The following is a 15,796-nucleotide window of genomic DNA, read 5'->3' on the forward strand; positions in this document are numbered from 1 at the left end:
CGCCGTGTCCACGGCAGAAGCCGGCGTTCCGGCGGATGACGGCCTGGTGCTCCGGATCACCTCGGCCTTCCCCGACAACCCGGAACCCTTCATCACCGAGACGGCCTTCGTCCGCGAGGGCGACGTGATCCTCGCGGTGCACAAGGTGGTGACGCAGAAGCCTTTGTCCGGCGTGGAGGCCGTCCTCCCGGCTGCCCTGGCGGCGTACCGGGCGGCTGCCACCGGCTGACGCGCACGCCGAGAGGAACCCGGGTCGCGCACGCCGAGAGGAAGGAACCCGGGTCGCGCAGCCGGGCCACACGACCCGGCTGCGCCGCTGCAACCGATCGTATGAACGCCCAGGCGCCGTCGAGCGTTGCTGTGCGACAGTGAACGGGAAGCCTGCTGGTTCGACTGTCTGTGCCGGGGGCGGGGCTTCGGGGCTGCCGGCGTCCGACAGCCGGGCGCTCCTCGGCAGGCCGGTAGGGCGCGATCTGAATGATGATGTGCGATCTCTCGGTCGGCTCCTCAAGGTGGCCGAGCTGTTCGGCCATGACCGCGGGCCCTCCGATCGGCCGGCGAAGAACTCCTTCATCCAGGACGACATGGACGGGTGTCGGATCAGCCGGCTTCCGCTGTCGCGTCGTCAGGAACCTGAGCCGATCCTCCGCCTGTTCCGGGGCGGCTTCACCGCGCCGGACGGTGCCGGACTCGTGAGCAGTGGCGTAGTCGAGGTGCTGGAGGATGCCCGGCGCCATGTCCGTCTCGGACAGCCTGACGTAGACGGCTTCGCGTTCCATGGGGATGTGCTCCGCGAACCCTGCGATGAATGCCCCGTTCTTCCGGCTCCACCAGAGCAGCTCGCCGCGCGGAACCGGGCCTCCCGTCTGCACCCCGCCGCGCTGGCCGAACGCGCGGCCTCGTGACCCGTGCGGCGGCGCCCCCGCCCGCCGCACCGCGCCGCCAGACCCCGCTCCGCCGCCAACTCGCGTTGCCGGAGCCGGACATGCCCTCACGCAGGAGTGCGGCCATGCGGTCCCGCACGTCCGGTGGCACCCGTATCCTGCGCGGCCCGCCCGGCCGCCGACCGGGATGCCTCCGTTCTCGTCACCGACGAGGACGACCGTGTGCTCCTGGTGGACCCGGACCACAAGGACGGCCTGTTCCTCCCCGGCGGCAGCGCCGACCCCGACGAACCGCCCCACGGGGCCGCCGCACGCCGCCTGCGCGTCGAGACCGGGCTCGGCCGTCCCGTCACCCGCCTGCTGACGGCCGGCTTCGTGCCCGCGGACGTCTGTCCCGGGGGGCCTGGGCCTGGTCTTCGACGGCGGCACCCTCACCCGCCGGCAGGCGGCCCGGGTCGCCGTCCCGCCCGTCCGCGGAAGCGGGCCGCGCGGACACCGGCGGGTCGGCCCCGGCGACCTGCACGCGGTCCTGCGCCCCGACCGGAACCGGAGGGCGCGGGCGGCGCTGGGCACCAGGCTGTCCAGCCGGGCCTCCCCCGTCCTGGTCAACGGCCGCCCGGCCGGACGACAGCCCCGCCTCCCGCCGCCCGGACACCTCGACCGAACACGGGCGCTGTGCCCCGGGAACCGCAGGCTAGGCTCTTGGCGGACCACCGCTGCCGAAGAGGGGGTTCGCGGGATGAGCGGGACGGTAACGGCCGTCAGCAGCAGCGGCGAGTACTCGTTCACCAAACCCAACCGGGCCGGCATCACGCTGCTCGCGGGGCTCGGTGTGGAGGGGGACGTGCACGCCGGCGTCACGGTCAGGCACCGCTCGCGGGTCGCGCAGGACCCCACCCGGCCGAACCTGCGTCAGGTCCACCTCATGCACGAGGAGCTCTTCACCGAAGTCGGCGAGGAGGGATTCGACGTGGCGCCCGGCGAACTCGGCGAGAACATCACCACCAGGGGCGTCGACCTGCTCGGCCTGCCCGTCGGGGCGCTGCTGCGCATCGGCGACGAGGCGGTCGTGGAGGTCACCGGTCTGCGCAGTCCCTGCCTGCAGATCGACAAGTTCCGGGACGGGCTGCTGAAGAAGGTCGTCGGCCGTGACGAGGCCGGGAATATCGTGCGTAAGGCCGGGATCATGGGCGTCGTCCGGGCGGGCGGCGTGGTGCGTCCCGGCGACGCGGTCACGGTGGAGCTCCCGGACGGGCCGCACCGGCCCCTCGACCGGGTCTGAGCTCTTCCCCCGGGCAGGCCGTCAGGCCGGGGCGGGGGGCGCGTCACCGGTCCGGGGCCCGTGGTGCTCCCGTCCTGGCGGACCGCTCCTGCGCCCCGTCCCGGTGACGGGGCGCAGGGGCAGGGGCAGGGGCAGGGCGGCCGCCGGTCACTGGTCGGAGTAGCTGAGGTCCCCCACGCTCCAGCTGCTGACGTCCTTGATCGCGATGCGGTACATGCCGCCGGTGTGGGGCAGGCCGTAGCTGCCCTGAAGGATCTTGGCGACGTGCAGGTGCAGATGGGTCGCCGGCCCGGTGGTGGCCGAGGAGGCGTCCGGGGGGTCGGTGAACAGCGCTGCGAAGGGTTTGAGGTGCTCGGAGGCTTCGAGGACCTCGGCGACCCGTTCGCGCCACACCGCCTCGGCGGCGAGCCTTCCGGTGATGACAGCGCCGGGGACGACCACGGTGACGGGCATCTGGTTGCTTCCGGTGGACTCCACCATGGTGGCGATATCGGTGAGCAGCTGATCCGGTTTGGACATGCCGCCAGGCTAACCGTCGCGGCCTGCGCCGGGCCAGGGGCGCCGGAGGGGTGTCGCCGGGACGCGGCGCCCGGACCGGGCCACGGGGTCGGGCCGCGGGACCGGGCCACGGGACCTGACTGCGGGGCCGGGCCACGGGACCGGGCTGCGGGGTCGGGCTGCGGGGCCGGCCGGGTATGCCGAAGGGCCCGTACCGCGCGATCGCGTGGTACGGGCCCCGTGCTGTCCGGCGAGAGCCGTGCAGCGGCAGGAACTACAGCGGGCGAATGTTCTCCGCCTGCGGGCCCTTCTGGCCCTGCGTGACGTCGAACTCGACCTTCTGGCCCTCGAGCAGCTCACGGAAGCCCTGGGCGTTGATGTTCGAGTAGTGGGCGAAGACGTCCGGGCCGCCACCCTCCTGCTCGATGAAGCCGAAGCCCTTCTCCGCGTTGAACCACTTCACAGTGCCATTAGCCATTAAAAATTCTCCTTCAAAGGGCATTCCGAAACCCGCACCTCGCAGGTCCCGTGTCGCCGCTATGATGACCCGCCCGGGGAAGAGCCGGGAAACAAAAATGCGCCTGCCGTTACAACCAGCAGGCGCACACAGAGTTCATGGGAACCAAAACTGCAACTAAGAACGACTGTAGCAGGCGGCAAAGCGAAACGGCGGATTTTCCGGGGCCTCTTTTTTCGGGGCGGGGCGCCCGGCCCCGGCCGCCCCCCGGCGGCGGGACCGGGTCGGGGGGCGGGCCGGGTGCCGGCCTGGCGGCGCGGGCCGGTCAGGGGCGGTCGAGGGTGATGGAGTTGATCGGGCCGAGGTCGGCGTGGACGCCGTTCTGGGCGGGGATGTCGTAGCCGCAGCCGGTGCCGTTGTAGCCGGTGCACAGGTGGGCGTGGGCGCCGCCGGACTGGTTGTTGAGGACCCAGTGGTTGCCGTGCTGGTTGCTGAGGTTGTGGGCGCCGTAGCTCCAGAAGACGTCCGTGGGGGTGGTGGCGGGCGAGTCCTGGGGGTAGACGCAGACGGCGCCGTAGGGGCAGTTCTCCCAGGAGCCGCCGTCGGCGGCCTGGGCGCCGGTGACGGTGAGGACGGTGATCGCGGCGGTCGCGAGGGCGAGCGCGGCGGCGGCGTGCAGGATCCTGCGCATGAGGGTCTCCCTTGCTGGTGACGACCGGCCTGACCTGGCCGGTCGTCAGCAGCGTAGGAGCGCCGGGGCGGCCGCGGTCCCTGACGGATGACAGGGTGGGCGGCGTCGGTCAGCGCTGGGCGAAGGTGTCGCAGCGGGCCATGTCGCCGGTGCGGTAGCCGGTGGTGAACCAGGTCTTGCGCTGGTCGGAGGAGCCGTGGGTCCAGGTGTCGGGGTCGACGCGGCCGGTGGCCTGCTTCTGGATGCGGTCGTCGCCGACGGCGGCCGCGGCGTCGAGGCCCTGGGCGATGTCCTGGTCGGTGAGGGCGCTGATCAGGGGCCGGCCGGTGGAGGGCTGGGGGGTGGTGGTGGCGTGGTGGGCCCAGACGCCGGCGTAGCAGTCGGCCTGGAGTTCGAGTTTGACGGAGGCGCTGTTCTGGCCCTGGCGGTCGCCGCCGACCTTCTGGGTGGTGCCGGTGAGGTTCTGGATGTGGTGGCCGTACTCGTGGGCGATGACGTAGGCCTCGGCGAAGGGGCCGCCGCGGGCGCCGAAGCGGGTGGAGAGCTCGTCGAAGAAGCCGAGGTCGACGTAGGCCTTGCGGTCGCCGGGGCAGTAGAAGGGGCCGACGGCGGAGGTGGCCGGGCCGCAGGCGGTGGAGACCCGGTCGGTGAACAGGACGGTCTCGGCGGGGCGGTAGGCGGTGCCGTGGCGGGGCAGTTCGGCGCGCCAGTAGTCCTGGAGGCTGTTGGTGACGGCGACGATGCGGCAGTCCTGGCGGCGGTTGGCGTCGGCGCCGCTCTTGCAGGTCTTCTGGACCTCGCCGGCGGTGCGGGGTCCCGCGGCGGAGCCGGAGCCGGAGGTGCCGTCGGTGAGGCCGAGGACGGCGGGGTCGACGCCGAGCAGGACGGCGAACAGGACCGCGATCAGGCCCACGGCGCCGCCGCCGATGGCGATCTTCCCGCCGGGGATTCCGCGCCGGTCGTCGACCTGTGAGGTGTCGAGGTCGCCCTGGTCGTCGAACTGCATCCTTGCCCATCCTCGCGCGACGGTCCGTCTGTCACCTCCCGGCCACGGTGGCCGGGGGCCCGTGCCCCCGGGCGCGGGTGCGGGTGCGCTGGTCAGGGGCGGTTCGCCCAGGGTACGGGGGGTGTGGGCCGGTTCGTGGGACGGGGCCCGGGACGTGGGGCGCGCGGGACGTGGGCGCCGGGGCGGCGCGGCGGTGTCCCGGGCGGCGGGCGGACGGCAGGTCGGGGGTCAGCCGGGCCGGGGTCAGCCGGGTCGGGGGTCAGCCGGGGAGCCGGCCGGTGAGGAGGAAGGCGGTCAGCGGGTCGCGGACGCGCGGGTCGGCGAAGTCGACGCCGTGGCCGGCGGCGTCGACGGTGAGCAGGGCGGCCCGGTGGCCCAGGGCGCGCCGGGTCCGGCGGGCGCCGGTGAGGGGGGTGTCGGGGTCGCGCAGGTCCTGCAGGAGAAGGATGCTGCGGGGGCCGGCGCCGGTGATGCGGACCGGGGGTTCGGCGGGGCGGTAGTGCCAGAAGGCGCAGGGCCAGACGTTGCCGGGCATGCCGTTGGTGAGCGGGTGGCGGATGCGGTCGGCGGCGGTACGGGCGGCGTAGTAGGCGCTGTCGCGGGGCCAGGGGGTGTCGCCGCACAGGACGGCGTCCTGGGCCGCGATGAAGTTGTCGGGGACGACGCCGGGCAGCGGGCCGGCCGGGCCGTCGGCGGCGGCCGACAAGGCGGCGGCCGGGGTGGTGGGCGGGGTGGCGGCGGCGCGTTGCCAGACGGCGGCGGCGGTCGGGTAGTAGGCGGGTGAGACGAGGGTGGCGTAGGTGACGGTGCGCAGGGCGTTGCCGGTGAGGACGCGTCCGTCGCCCAGGACGAGGGGGGTGGTGTCGAGTCGGGCGGTGAGGCGGTCGTAGGTGGCGCGGACGGCGGCCGGGTCGGCGCCCAGGTGGAGGGTGCTGTCGTGGGCTGCCAGCCAGGCGGCGAGGTCGGGGAAGGCGTCCTCGGCGCCCTGGCCGAGCAGGCCGAGGGCCTGCCGTTCGCCGCCGGGGGCGACGACGCTGTCCAGGACGACGCGGTCGGTGCGGGCGGGGAAGAGGGTGGCGTAGACCTCGCCGAGGTAGGTGCCGTAGGAGGTGCCGAGGTAGGAGATCCGGGGGTCGCCGAGGGCGGCGCGGACGCGGTCGAGGTCGCGGGCGGAGTTGGCGGTGGTGATGTCGGCGAGGTAGCCGCCGGTGCGGGCGGCGCAGCTGTCGGCGACGCGGTGGGCGTGGGCGAGGTTGGCGGTGATGGTGCCGTCCGGGGCGGGGAAGGGGTAGGCGAGGGCGGCCGAGCGGTCGGCGGGCGGCAGGCCGCAGGCGACGGGGGTGCTGTTGCCGATGCCGCGTTCGTCGAGGCCGATCAGGTCGTCGTGGTCGAGGACGGCGGGTGGCAGCTGGGTGGCCATCCGGCTGGGGTGGTCGAGGCCGGAGCCGCCGGGGCCGCCGGGGACCACCAGGAGGTCGCCGTGGCGGTGGGCGGGGGTGGCGGTGCGGATGCGGGAGATCTCCAGGGTGATGGAGCCGGCTTCGGGGTGGCGGTAGTCGCGCGGCACGCGCAGGCTCGCGCACTGCTGGCGCGGGTCCCTGGGGGTGACGGTGCCGTTGGCGTTGGGGGTGGGCGCGGGGCAGTCGCCCCAGGCGAGCGCGGTACGGGCGGGCGCGGTGCGGGCGGGCGCGGTGCGGGCGGGCGCGGTACGGGCGGGCGCGGTACGGGCGGGCGCGGTGCGGGCGGGCGCGGTGCGGGCGGGCGCGGTGGCCGCGGCGGCGGGCGGGGCGCAGGTGGGGGCGAGCAGCAGGGCGGCGGCGGTCGCGGCGGCTGCGGTCGCGGCGCGGGGCGGAACGGCCTTGTACGGTGGGTGAGTTGGGGCATGGTTCGGACGGTAGGGGGTGGGCGGGGCGGTGGCTTGGACCCGTGGGTGGACTGCCCGCGCCCGGGTCTCCACCCGTTCCTCCACCTGTCCCCGTCCGGTCTCCACCCGTTCCTCCACCTGTCCCCGTCCGGTCTCCACCCGTTCCTCCACCTGTCCCCGTCCGGTCTCCACCCGGGTGCCGGCGCCCGGGCGGCCTCGCTGATCGCGTCGTCCGGCGCCGCACAACGGCGGCAGTCACGGCCACCGGCAATCATGCTCGAATCATGCCAACTCCCCCAATCAGAACCGATCCGGACATTATGGGGCGGATTTCAGCCGGGGACCGCAAGCGGATTGCCGTGCACAGCGGTCCTACAGGATCGTCGTTGGTGTAAGCACGAAACGAGACGTGATGGCCGCACTGCAGCGGTCATTGAGATGCTTTTCAACACGACGCCGCCCACGCCGGTTGCGAAGTGATCTCCCCGTTCGGCATTCGAATCAAGGAGAACTTGTGATCTCAAAAACGAAGAAGGTCGCGCGTTCCATGGCCGTGGCGTTCGCCGCGGCCGCCGCGTTCACCCTGACCGTGCCGACCGGCAACGCTTTCGCCATCGACCATGTCGAGTGCCGAGGCGGGGAGGACTTCCTGAAGATCTGGTCGCACGACGGCGGCCGTCAGAGCGTGGACTGCTACGCGAACGGCGGAAGGACCTCCTTCGGCGGGTGGTGGGTCGACAGGATCTCCACGGGGAACAACGACTTGATCTACTACGACGACAACGGCGATTCGGTGAAGATCACACGGTGGACCGACATCTCCTTCCCGAACCGTCCGCCGAAGGTCAAGGACATCGAAATCGTGTGACGGGTCAACGGGCCGGCCGCCCCGGGACGGCCGTTCTCACTGATTGTCCATTCCGGGACACCGCCGCCGGGGCGACGGCCCGCACCGTGCGGCGCGGGCCGTCGCCCCGTATGCACGACGTCGCCCGAGCACCATGAACCAGCAGGTCGGAGCAGACACCCGCACGTCCGCCCCGCCCTGCGGGTCACCGAGTTCCTGAGTTCCTGAGTCACCGAGTTCCTGAGTTCCTGAGTTCCTGAGTTCCTGAGTTCCCGAGTTCCTGGCGAGGAATACATCTTCGCCGTACGGGGTGCCGGAAAGAGGCAGGACCGCACGTGGCCGGCGGACGTGCGCGGCGTGCACCGCCGGTCCGCCGCCGGCGGACCGGCGAACCCCGCTCCGGGTCCACACCCCGGGAGCATTCACGCTGTCGAACTTCGTACCACTCACGGAGAATCCGGATGACACTCCCCCACCAACGCCGGGCCGGGGCGGACACTCTTTCCCGGTTCTCGCCCGCCGGGTCCACGCCGGCCGCCGGGCCGGAGGACAACTGATCAGGTCAGCCGTTGAACCATCGCGCCGATCCAGCCCACAATGAACAGGAATCCCCAGATCATCAGGAAATAGGGCACGGCCCTGTAAGCGATCTTCTCGGCCGTCCGGCGGCCATGTCCGGCCGACACCTGATCGAAACCGACCGGTGGAGCCGACCGTCGTTTCCGCAGCACAGAGAAACCGACGGCAACGGCACCGATCCCCAGCAGCAGAATAACCGAGTACCCGTAGACCGCTGTTACTCCCACGATTTCGCAGCTGCCATCGCGCAACTCTGTACCGCGTCCGCACGTGCTCATGGCACCCCCCCTGTCCGGTCGGATCATATGACAGCCGGGGAGACCGGTTCCTGCCCGCACGCGGCGTCACCACCTGACGTCGCCGCTCCACGGAGCTGTCCGGACGGCTGCGCCCGAGGACCCGTTCGTGATCAGCCGCGTCTGCCCGGGCCGGCGCGGGAGAACACGGCGGCGAGAACCCCTCCGCCACAGAGTCCCGGTCCGTCACCGCACCGGCCGGCGCCGCGTCCGGGGCTGCGCGGACGGCCGAGGAGGACGCCGACCAGGGCCAGCAGCACACCCGTCAGGGGGTGTCGGCCACGGTCACCCATAAGGGGGCTTCGGCATGCTGCTGGTCCTGCGGATCGACCGCGGCCGTGAACAGTGGACCAGCCCCAAACACGGTCCGGCGCACCCCTCTTGCCCCGGACCGCGGCCGTTGAGCCGGGGGCGGGGACCGTCAGACGAGACCGAAGCCGAACTCGCCCGCGGCAACAGCCGTAATGAAAGCCGCACGGGCCCCGGCGGTGAGAACCAGCGCCGGACCCCCGGGGTCCTTCGAATCACGCACGTACGAGACCGCTTCGCCGGGAGTAGCGAACTCAACGCAGTCGACGTTGTTGCCGCTGTAGCTGGACTTCTTGAACTCCAGCCCGGCCGCAGCGGCGTTACTGACGTGGATCATGCCTTGAACCTGCCCCTCTGGTCGGAAATGAAGCGAAGCGATGCGTCGACACTCATGACCTCGGCCGCAACCTGCCTGAACTTCGCCCGGAAGAACTCCACGTTGGCGGGACCACCGACCCGAACCCCGTCGAGTAGACCCTCGATGAGAACGACACCCAGATCCCTCCCCGACTCGGCATCGGCCCGGCATCGCCGGACGCCCCCGGTGGACACCCAGGCCCGCCGTGATCACAACTGGCGGTTTCAGAACCACATGGCGCCGACAGAAGGCACCGTCCCGTGCACACGCGCGTACACGGGACAGACACATCATGGCAACAAGCACACTCCGGCGCACCTCTTACGCCAGACCGTGACCGTTGAGCCGGGAGCGGGGACCGTCAGAGGCCGATGACGTCGCGCCGCTCACCTCCGAGCTGGTCACCAACGCGCTGTCCCACGGGAAAGGCATCGACGACCTGCCGATCAAGGTGGAGGCCGACGACACCGGCGCGCTCCGGGCCTCGGTGACCGACCCCGGCAACGGAACACCGCAGGTCCGACAGACGGCTGACATCGACTCCGGCGGGCGCGGCCTGGCCCTGGTGAAGGCACTGGCCACCGACTTCGGCTGGAAGCAGCTGGTCGGCGGAGGCAAAACGGTCTGGTTCACCCTGGAACTGGAGGACCCGTTTCCCACCGGTACGGGGGCCGCGGCGACATCGGTCGGCACCGGGCCCGGGCCGCGGATCCTCGCACCCGACGCCCACCGGCGGGTGGCCGGCCCGCGGCCGCCGCCACAGGTACGGGCGTTCCACCGGCAGGCGGCGCTGCACCGCCCGGTGGCCGCCGCGTGAGCGGGTCGCCGGCCGGCCGAGAGCGGCCCGTGTACCGGCCGCAGCCCGGGGCCGGTACACCGCGCGGGTGTTCGACCGGCATGAGGAGCGCGCGTTCGACCGGATGCGCCGGGAGGACACGGCCGACCTGGCACCGGCCCCTGAGGACCTGGTGGACCTGGTGGAGAAGTTCGTGAAGGTCAAGGTCGATGAGCTGATCGGTCCACACCGTGCCGACATGCGGGACATGCGGGACGTGCGGGACGTGCGGGAGGCCGCGAAGGCCTCCGCGTACGGTCCGGCTCCGGCCCGGCGGCCCCGCCGCCGCGGACAGACCCCCGGTGGCCCGCTGGTGCTCACGCGGGCCACCGGGTACCAACCCCCGGCTCGTCACCGGCCGGGTCGTGGAAGAGCGCTGTGGCACCCCTGGGGGCCACACCCCCGCGGGCGCGGGCGCCGTACCGCGCCGGCACCAGCGGCAACCAGCCGTCCGTTACAACCGGGCGGCACACCAGACGGGGCCCTGCCCATGGGTGCGGGCACCTTGAACGGGCCGGGCCCCACCCCCCTCGTGCCGGAACGCAAGAGGAACGGACACAGACAGGCATGGACAGCGAGAGAGCCCGCCACACGGCGGCTTCGACAGCCCCGGCAGCGACGGGCCTGGGGATCGAGGGGCTGCGGGCGATCACCCGGACCGCGTTCGCCCCCGTCGAAACTAGAACAGTGAGGCCCCGCGGGCTGCTGCGCTCAGGGCTGGTCGTACCAGGAGAACGCCGCGATCCGCCAGCCCTCCGGGGTGCGGACGAACTGGATGGTCTTGGTCCCGCCACCCTCGAACGGCTCGCCGTCCAGAACGCCGGCCTTGCGGTACTCGCCGAAGCGCGACGCGATGTCGCCCACGATCTCGGTCCGCTCGGAGGTCTCCCACTCCGAGAACTCGACCAACCGCCCGCCGGCGAGCAGGCGTTCGCGCGGCTCGATGAACTCGTCCACGGTGTAGACCGTGTACTTCGGCCCGGTCAGCACGATCACACCACCCGGAATGACCAGCCGACGGATCCGGCTCACGTCCGCGACCTCGCCGCCGCGGTTGTCGAAAGCCCCGAAGAACTCGGCGGTTATCGCATCAATCTCGATCTTGGACATGGTGCGACAGTAACACCGGCAGGGAGCAACGGACATGGCGTCGAAGCCACTTCGGCCCAGCACACCCACCAGATCACACAACTTTGCAACAGCCCTGATCCACGACCAGGACACCACCTTCACCGACGCCGTCACCCACACGGGCAGACACCCGCTGACCGAACACCTGCTCACAAACGAGGACTTACCGCCCACCACCGGCGAAATCAGCGACCCCACCCTCCGACCGACCCACCGCACCCCGACAACGAACCCGTCAGCACGGCCGACCAGCACGGCGACTGCCGACCCGTCGCAGACCCGAACAACCACCGCATCACACCAGACCCGCCAAGCACCAGGCCCGACAAGCACCATCGACACACCCGGACCTCCACACCAACAACCCCGCCACAGACCAACCCTCGCCAACCACCCGAGAACCTCCGACACTTCACCAGACACCAACTACAGCCAGGCACCCCACCGAGATCAGGTGAGCCGGTGGGTCGTGGACGTACCTGGCGACGGTGATCGACATGCACTCGCGGAGGGTCGTGGGCTGGTCGCTCGCGGAACACATACCCGCCGGCTGCGGCCCGTTGGCGCGGGGTCCGGGGGTTTTGTTCGCGGGGGTGAACGCGAGGGTTCACCGTCCGGTGGCGCGGAGGTCTTTCGTGGGCGATTGGCTTCGGTCGGCCCGGTGATCATGGACCCGGGCCCCGCCGTTCGCGGCGGCCACCGGGTGCGCCCTGCGCGCGTGCCCGGCGGCCGCCGCACCCGCAACCGTCCGAGGAGCTGAACCCCCCGATGCCACCCCCCGTCACCGGCACGCCCCGGTCCCGCCGTCCCGCCGCCGTGCTCGCGCTGGGCGCGCTCCTGGTCGCGGGCCTGCCCGCGCTCGTCCCCGCCACCGCGCACGCGGCGCCCGCCGTCTCGGCGGGCACCCCGGAGCTGGTCCTGGACCGGCCGGGCGAGTCCGTCGTCACCCGGCGCGAGGTCACCCCGGTCGCGCCGGGCCTGACCATGACCTCCTTCGACCGGCTCGGGGCCGGCGGCTGGATCCGCGGCAAGGTGCTGGTCGCCGACCTCACCACCCAGGGCCTGAGCGTGGACTACCTGTCCTCCGGCAAGGTGACGACCCGCCAGGGCGTGACCGAGATGGCCAGGAACGCCGGCGCGGTCGCCGCGATCAACGGCGACTACTTCGACATGAACGCCTCCGAGGCGCCGCTGGGCGTCGGCGTCTCACGCGAGGGCGGCCTGATCCACGCACCCGTCGAGGGCTGGAACCAGGCCGTCACCGTCGGCACCGACGGCCTGGCCCGGATGGCCGAGGTGTTCCTGGCGGGCCACGCGAACCTGCCCGGCGGCCGCGAGGTGACGCTGGCCGGCGTCAACACCTACGGCCTGCCCGCCGACGGCGTCGGCCTGTTCACCCCCGCCTGGGGCAACGCCTCGCGCGCGAACTCCACCGGCGGCTCCGGCGAGGTCGCCGAGGTGGAACTGCGCGAGGGCAAGGTCACCGAGGTCCGCGACCACGTGGGCGCCGCGGTGCCCGAGGGCGCCACCGTCCTGGTGGGCCGCGAGGCCGGCGCCCGGGCGCTGCGCGACCTGAGGCCCGGCGACCGGGTCGACGTCGGCTACCGCCCGCGCGCCTCCTTCGGCGAGGTCGCCGTCGCCATCGGCGGCTACCAGGTGCTGGTGGCCGACGGCGTCGCCCGCCGCCCCGGCGACAACGACGGCAACGAGCTCAACGCCCGCACCGCGGTCGGCTTCTCCGCCGACAACAAGCGCATGTACCTGGTCACCGTCGACGGCCGCCAGGCCGACAGCCCGGGCATCAGCCTGCCCGACCTCGCCGTGCTGATGCGGGACATGGGCGCCCACAACGCGCTCAACATGGACGGCGGCGGCTCGGCCGCGATGGCCGCCCGCCTGCCCGGCACCGAGCGGGCCGACACCGTCAGCAGCCCCTCCGACAACGGCGGGGAGCGGGCGGTGGCCAACGGGCTCGGCCTGTTCAGCGCCCCCGGCTCCGGGCAGGCCCGCGGCCTGCGGCTGCGCCCGGCCGAGGCCGTGTCCACCGCCACCCGGGTCTTCCCCGGCCTGCACCGCACGGTGCGCGCCCTGCCCCACGACGAGACCTACGGCCCCGTCACCGGCGCGGCGCCCGCCGTGCGGTGGTCCACCCCCGACGGCGCCAGGGCCGCCGTCGACGGCCGGGGCACCGACGCGGTGGTCACCGGCCGCGCCTGCGGTCCGGTGACCGTCACCGCGAGCGCCGACGGCGCCGAGCCGGCCGCCCTGGCGCTGACCGTGCTCGGCACCCCGGTGCGGATCACCGCCGGCACCGACCCGGTCGCCCTGGAGGCCCCCGGCGCCACCGCCTCCGTCGCGGTCACCGGCTTCGACGCCCAGGGCCACGAGGCGCCCGTCGAGGCCGCGGACCTGACCGTCACCGGCGGCGAGGGCGTCGTCGAGGCCACCCCCGCGCCCGACGGCACGCTCACCCTCAAGGCGCTCGCCGACGGGAGGTCGGCCACGCTCAAACTGACCGCCGCCGGTCTGGAGACCGTCGTCGCCGTCACCGTCGGCATGGCCGAGAAGCCGTTCGCCGACTTCTCCGACGCCGCCGCCTGGACCTCCGGCAACGACCGCGCCCCCGGCGGCGGCGTCGCCCCGGCCCTGGGCCACGACGGCACCGCCGGCCTGCGGATGACCTACGACTTCACCCAGTCCACCGGCACCCGCGGCCAGTACGCCATCGCCCCGCAGGGCATCACCCTGCCCGGCCAGCCGCGCTCGCTCACGATGTGGATCGAGGGCGACGGCAACGGCGCCTGGCCGCGCATCCAGTACCGCACCGCCGCCGGCGTCACCGCCAACCTGGACGCCCCGATGGTCACCTGGACCGGCTGGCGCAAGGTCGAGTTCCCCGTCCCGGCGGGCGTGCAGTACCCGCTGACCTTCCAGCGCTTCCGGCTGATGGAGACCGGCGCCGGCCGCTCCTACACCGGCGCCCTCACCCTGTCCGACCTGCGCGTCAAGGTCGCCCCCGACGTCGAGCTGCCCGCGCGCCCGTACATCACCGACCCGGTCGTGCTCACCAGCGGCACCGTGGACCACAGCCCGCTGCGGGTGGCCGTCATGTCGGACGCCCAGTTCATCGCCCGCAGCCCCGACAGCGACATCGTCCAGGCCACCCGCCGCACCCTGCGCGACATCGCCGCCGCCAAACCCGAACTCCTCGTCATCGACGGCGACTTCGTCGACGAGGCGGCCCCGGCCGACTTCGCCCTGGCCCGCACCCTGCTCGACGAGTTCGACCAGCTGACCGGCCACAGCATCCCCTGGCACTACGTGCCCGGCAACCACGAGGTGATGGGCCCCGGCACCATCGACAACTTCAAGGCCGCCTTCGGCGACACCAAGCAGGTCTTCGACGTCAAGGGCACCCGCTTCGTCACCCTGAACAGCTCGCTCGGCAGCCTGCGCGCCGGCGGCTTCGACCAGGTCGCCGGCCTGCGCTCGGCCCTGGACGACGCCGCGAAGGACCCGGACGTCACCGGCCTGCTGCTGTTCGAGCACCACCCGACCCGCGACCCGCTGCCCGACCAGGGCAGCCAGCTCGGCGACCGCAAGGAGGCCGCCCTCGTCGAGCAGTGGCTGGGCGACTTCCGGGCCGCCGGCAAGTCCGCCGCCATGGTCACCGGCCACGTCGGGGCCTTCCACGCGAGCAGCGTCGACGGCGTGCCCTACCTGATCAACGGCAACGCGGGCAAGGGCCCGGCCTCCGAACCCGGACGCGGCGGCTTCACCGGCTGGACCATGCTCGGCGTCAACCCCGCCGCCGGCAAGGTCACCGACCCCTACGCCGTGCCCGACGACGCCTCCGCGTGGCTGCGCGCCGAGGTCAGGGCCCGCGCGGACGCCGTCGCCCTCCAGGCGCCCGCCGCGCTCGGCCTGCTCGACAGCGCGCCCGTCACCGCGACCCTCACCCAGGACGGCGACCGCACCGTGCCGGTGGCCTGGCCGGTCACCGCCCAGTGGGGCGGCGAGCGCGTACACATCGGCCCCGCCGCCGGCGCCCCGCGCACCGCCGTCGCCGCCTACGACCCGGCCGCCCGCACCCTGACCGGGCTGCGGCCTGGCACCGCGACGCTGACCGTCACCGTCGGCGGCATCACCGCCCGCCAGGACGTCACCGTCGGCACCGCGCCCGTCTGCACCACCACCGTGCGCGGCACCCGGAGCAAGCCGCTCGCCGTCACCTCCGGCGTCACCTGCCTGGACGGCGCCACCGTCACCGGCCCCGTGCTCGTCCAGCCCGGCGCCGCCCTGGTGGCCACCGGCTCCACCGTCGAGGGCCCGCTGTCGGCCCGCGGCGCGGCCGCCGTCGTGCTGAGCGACACCCGCATCACCGGACCGGTCTCGGTCAGCGGCAGCACCGGACCGGTCGCCGTCCTGTGGTCCACCGTCACCGGACCGGCCCACCTGGCCCTCAACCAGGGCACCACCCTGCTCGCCGGCACCACCGTGAACGGACCGCTCGACTGCTCCGGCAACACCCCCGCCCCCACCGACGGCGGACACCCCAACACCGTGCACGGCCCCGTCTCCGGCCAGTGCGCGGCACGGTGACACCACCCGCGGCCGGCTGAGGACGGCCCGCCACCACCGAGGCCCGTGCGGGCGCCGTCCCCCGGCACCCGCACGGGCCCCGCCCGTTCAAGGACCGTACGGGCCCTGACCGTTCGGGCCCCGCCCGTTCGGGCGACGGCCCCGGCGCGAAGGGAGC

At 73.2% G+C, this 15,796-nt stretch carries 13 protein-coding genes and 2 pseudogenes; 6 read left to right on the plus strand and 9 right to left on the minus strand.

The genetic code is table 11. The features are described from left to right. Positions 1-4: 4 nt before the first annotated feature. Entirely contained in the window at positions 5-229 is a 225-nt protein-coding gene (locus ACIP82_RS09795) for a hypothetical protein (protein WP_400652755.1), read from the plus strand. A 286-nt stretch (positions 230-515) separates the two neighbouring features. Here ACIP82_RS09795 and ACIP82_RS09800 read toward each other — a convergent pair. Further along, positions 516-779: pseudogene (locus ACIP82_RS09800) on the minus strand (Scr1 family TA system antitoxin-like transcriptional regulator); the annotation flags it as partial. A 249-nt stretch (positions 780-1,028) separates the two neighbouring features. On the opposite strand from ACIP82_RS09800, the pseudogene ACIP82_RS09805 reads away from it, so the two are divergent. Together ACIP82_RS09805 and ACIP82_RS09810 are read left to right on the plus strand one after the other, a co-directional pair. Continuing rightward, positions 1,029-1,238: pseudogene (locus tag ACIP82_RS09805) on the plus strand (NUDIX domain-containing protein); the annotation flags it as partial. 385 nt (positions 1,239-1,623) lie between these two features. Further along, complete coding sequence (locus ACIP82_RS09810; RefSeq protein WP_400652574.1) at positions 1,624-2,166, plus strand: MOSC domain-containing protein; 543 nt, start codon at positions 1,624-1,626, stop codon at positions 2,164-2,166. Between the two features lie 147 nt (positions 2,167-2,313). On the opposite strand, the gene ACIP82_RS09815 is transcribed toward ACIP82_RS09810, so the two are convergent. From ACIP82_RS09815 to ACIP82_RS09835, 5 genes are all read right to left on the minus strand, one after another. Further along, a complete protein-coding gene (locus tag ACIP82_RS09815) occupies positions 2,314-2,685 on the minus strand; it encodes a hypothetical protein (protein ID WP_363606106.1) in 372 nt (123 codons plus the stop codon). A gap of 253 nt (positions 2,686-2,938) precedes the next feature. Beyond that, positions 2,939-3,142 (minus strand): cold-shock protein, encoded by a 204-nt coding sequence (locus ACIP82_RS09820; protein ID WP_042388274.1) that lies wholly within the window; start codon positions 3,140-3,142, stop codon positions 2,939-2,941. Positions 3,143-3,446: 304 nt separating this feature from the next. Beyond that, a complete protein-coding gene (locus ACIP82_RS09825; RefSeq protein ID WP_400652577.1) occupies positions 3,447-3,812 on the minus strand; it encodes a hypothetical protein in 366 nt (121 codons plus the stop codon). Positions 3,813-3,921: 109 nt separating this feature from the next. Further along, the gene (locus ACIP82_RS09830) at positions 3,922-4,818 is read right to left on the minus strand and encodes a neutral zinc metallopeptidase (RefSeq protein WP_363606110.1); all 897 of its coding nucleotides are present in this window, start codon (positions 4,816-4,818) and stop codon (positions 3,922-3,924) included. A gap of 259 nt (positions 4,819-5,077) precedes the next feature. Then, positions 5,078-6,841 (minus strand): alpha/beta hydrolase, encoded by a 1,764-nt coding sequence (locus ACIP82_RS09835; protein WP_400652581.1) that lies wholly within the window; start codon positions 6,839-6,841, stop codon positions 5,078-5,080. A 355-nt stretch (positions 6,842-7,196) separates the two neighbouring features. On the opposite strand from ACIP82_RS09835, the gene ACIP82_RS09840 reads away from it, so the two are divergent. Next, the gene (locus ACIP82_RS09840; RefSeq protein ID WP_363606113.1) at positions 7,197-7,550 is read left to right on the plus strand and encodes a beta/gamma crystallin domain-containing protein; all 354 of its coding nucleotides are present in this window, start codon (positions 7,197-7,199) and stop codon (positions 7,548-7,550) included. Between the two features lie 536 nt (positions 7,551-8,086). Here ACIP82_RS09840 and ACIP82_RS09845 read toward each other — a convergent pair. After that, the gene (locus tag ACIP82_RS09845) at positions 8,087-8,386 is read right to left on the minus strand and encodes a hypothetical protein (protein ID WP_400652585.1); all 300 of its coding nucleotides are present in this window, start codon (positions 8,384-8,386) and stop codon (positions 8,087-8,089) included. Positions 8,387-8,825: 439 nt separating this feature from the next. Next, on the minus strand, positions 8,826-9,050 hold the full coding sequence (locus ACIP82_RS09850; RefSeq protein WP_400652587.1) for a DUF397 domain-containing protein: 225 nt from the start codon (positions 9,048-9,050) through the stop codon (positions 8,826-8,828). Between the two features lie 361 nt (positions 9,051-9,411). Here ACIP82_RS09850 and ACIP82_RS09855 point away from each other — a divergent pair, with 361 nt between their 5' ends. Next, positions 9,412-9,888 (plus strand): ATP-binding protein, encoded by a 477-nt coding sequence (locus tag ACIP82_RS09855; protein ID WP_400652590.1) that lies wholly within the window; start codon positions 9,412-9,414, stop codon positions 9,886-9,888. Between the two features lie 729 nt (positions 9,889-10,617). Here ACIP82_RS09855 and ACIP82_RS09860 read toward each other — a convergent pair. Further along, the gene (locus ACIP82_RS09860) at positions 10,618-11,016 is read right to left on the minus strand and encodes a nuclear transport factor 2 family protein (protein ID WP_400652592.1); all 399 of its coding nucleotides are present in this window, start codon (positions 11,014-11,016) and stop codon (positions 10,618-10,620) included. A 789-nt stretch (positions 11,017-11,805) separates the two neighbouring features. Here ACIP82_RS09860 and ACIP82_RS09865 point away from each other — a divergent pair. Continuing rightward, positions 11,806-15,639 (plus strand): phosphodiester glycosidase family protein, encoded by a 3,834-nt coding sequence (locus ACIP82_RS09865; RefSeq protein WP_400652595.1) that lies wholly within the window; start codon positions 11,806-11,808, stop codon positions 15,637-15,639. Positions 15,640-15,796: the final 157 nt, after the last annotated feature.

The sequence above is a fragment of the Kitasatospora sp. NPDC088548 genome (genome assembly GCF_044753005.1).
In the GTDB taxonomy this organism is placed as follows: Bacteria; Actinomycetota; Actinomycetes; order Streptomycetales; family Streptomycetaceae; genus Kitasatospora.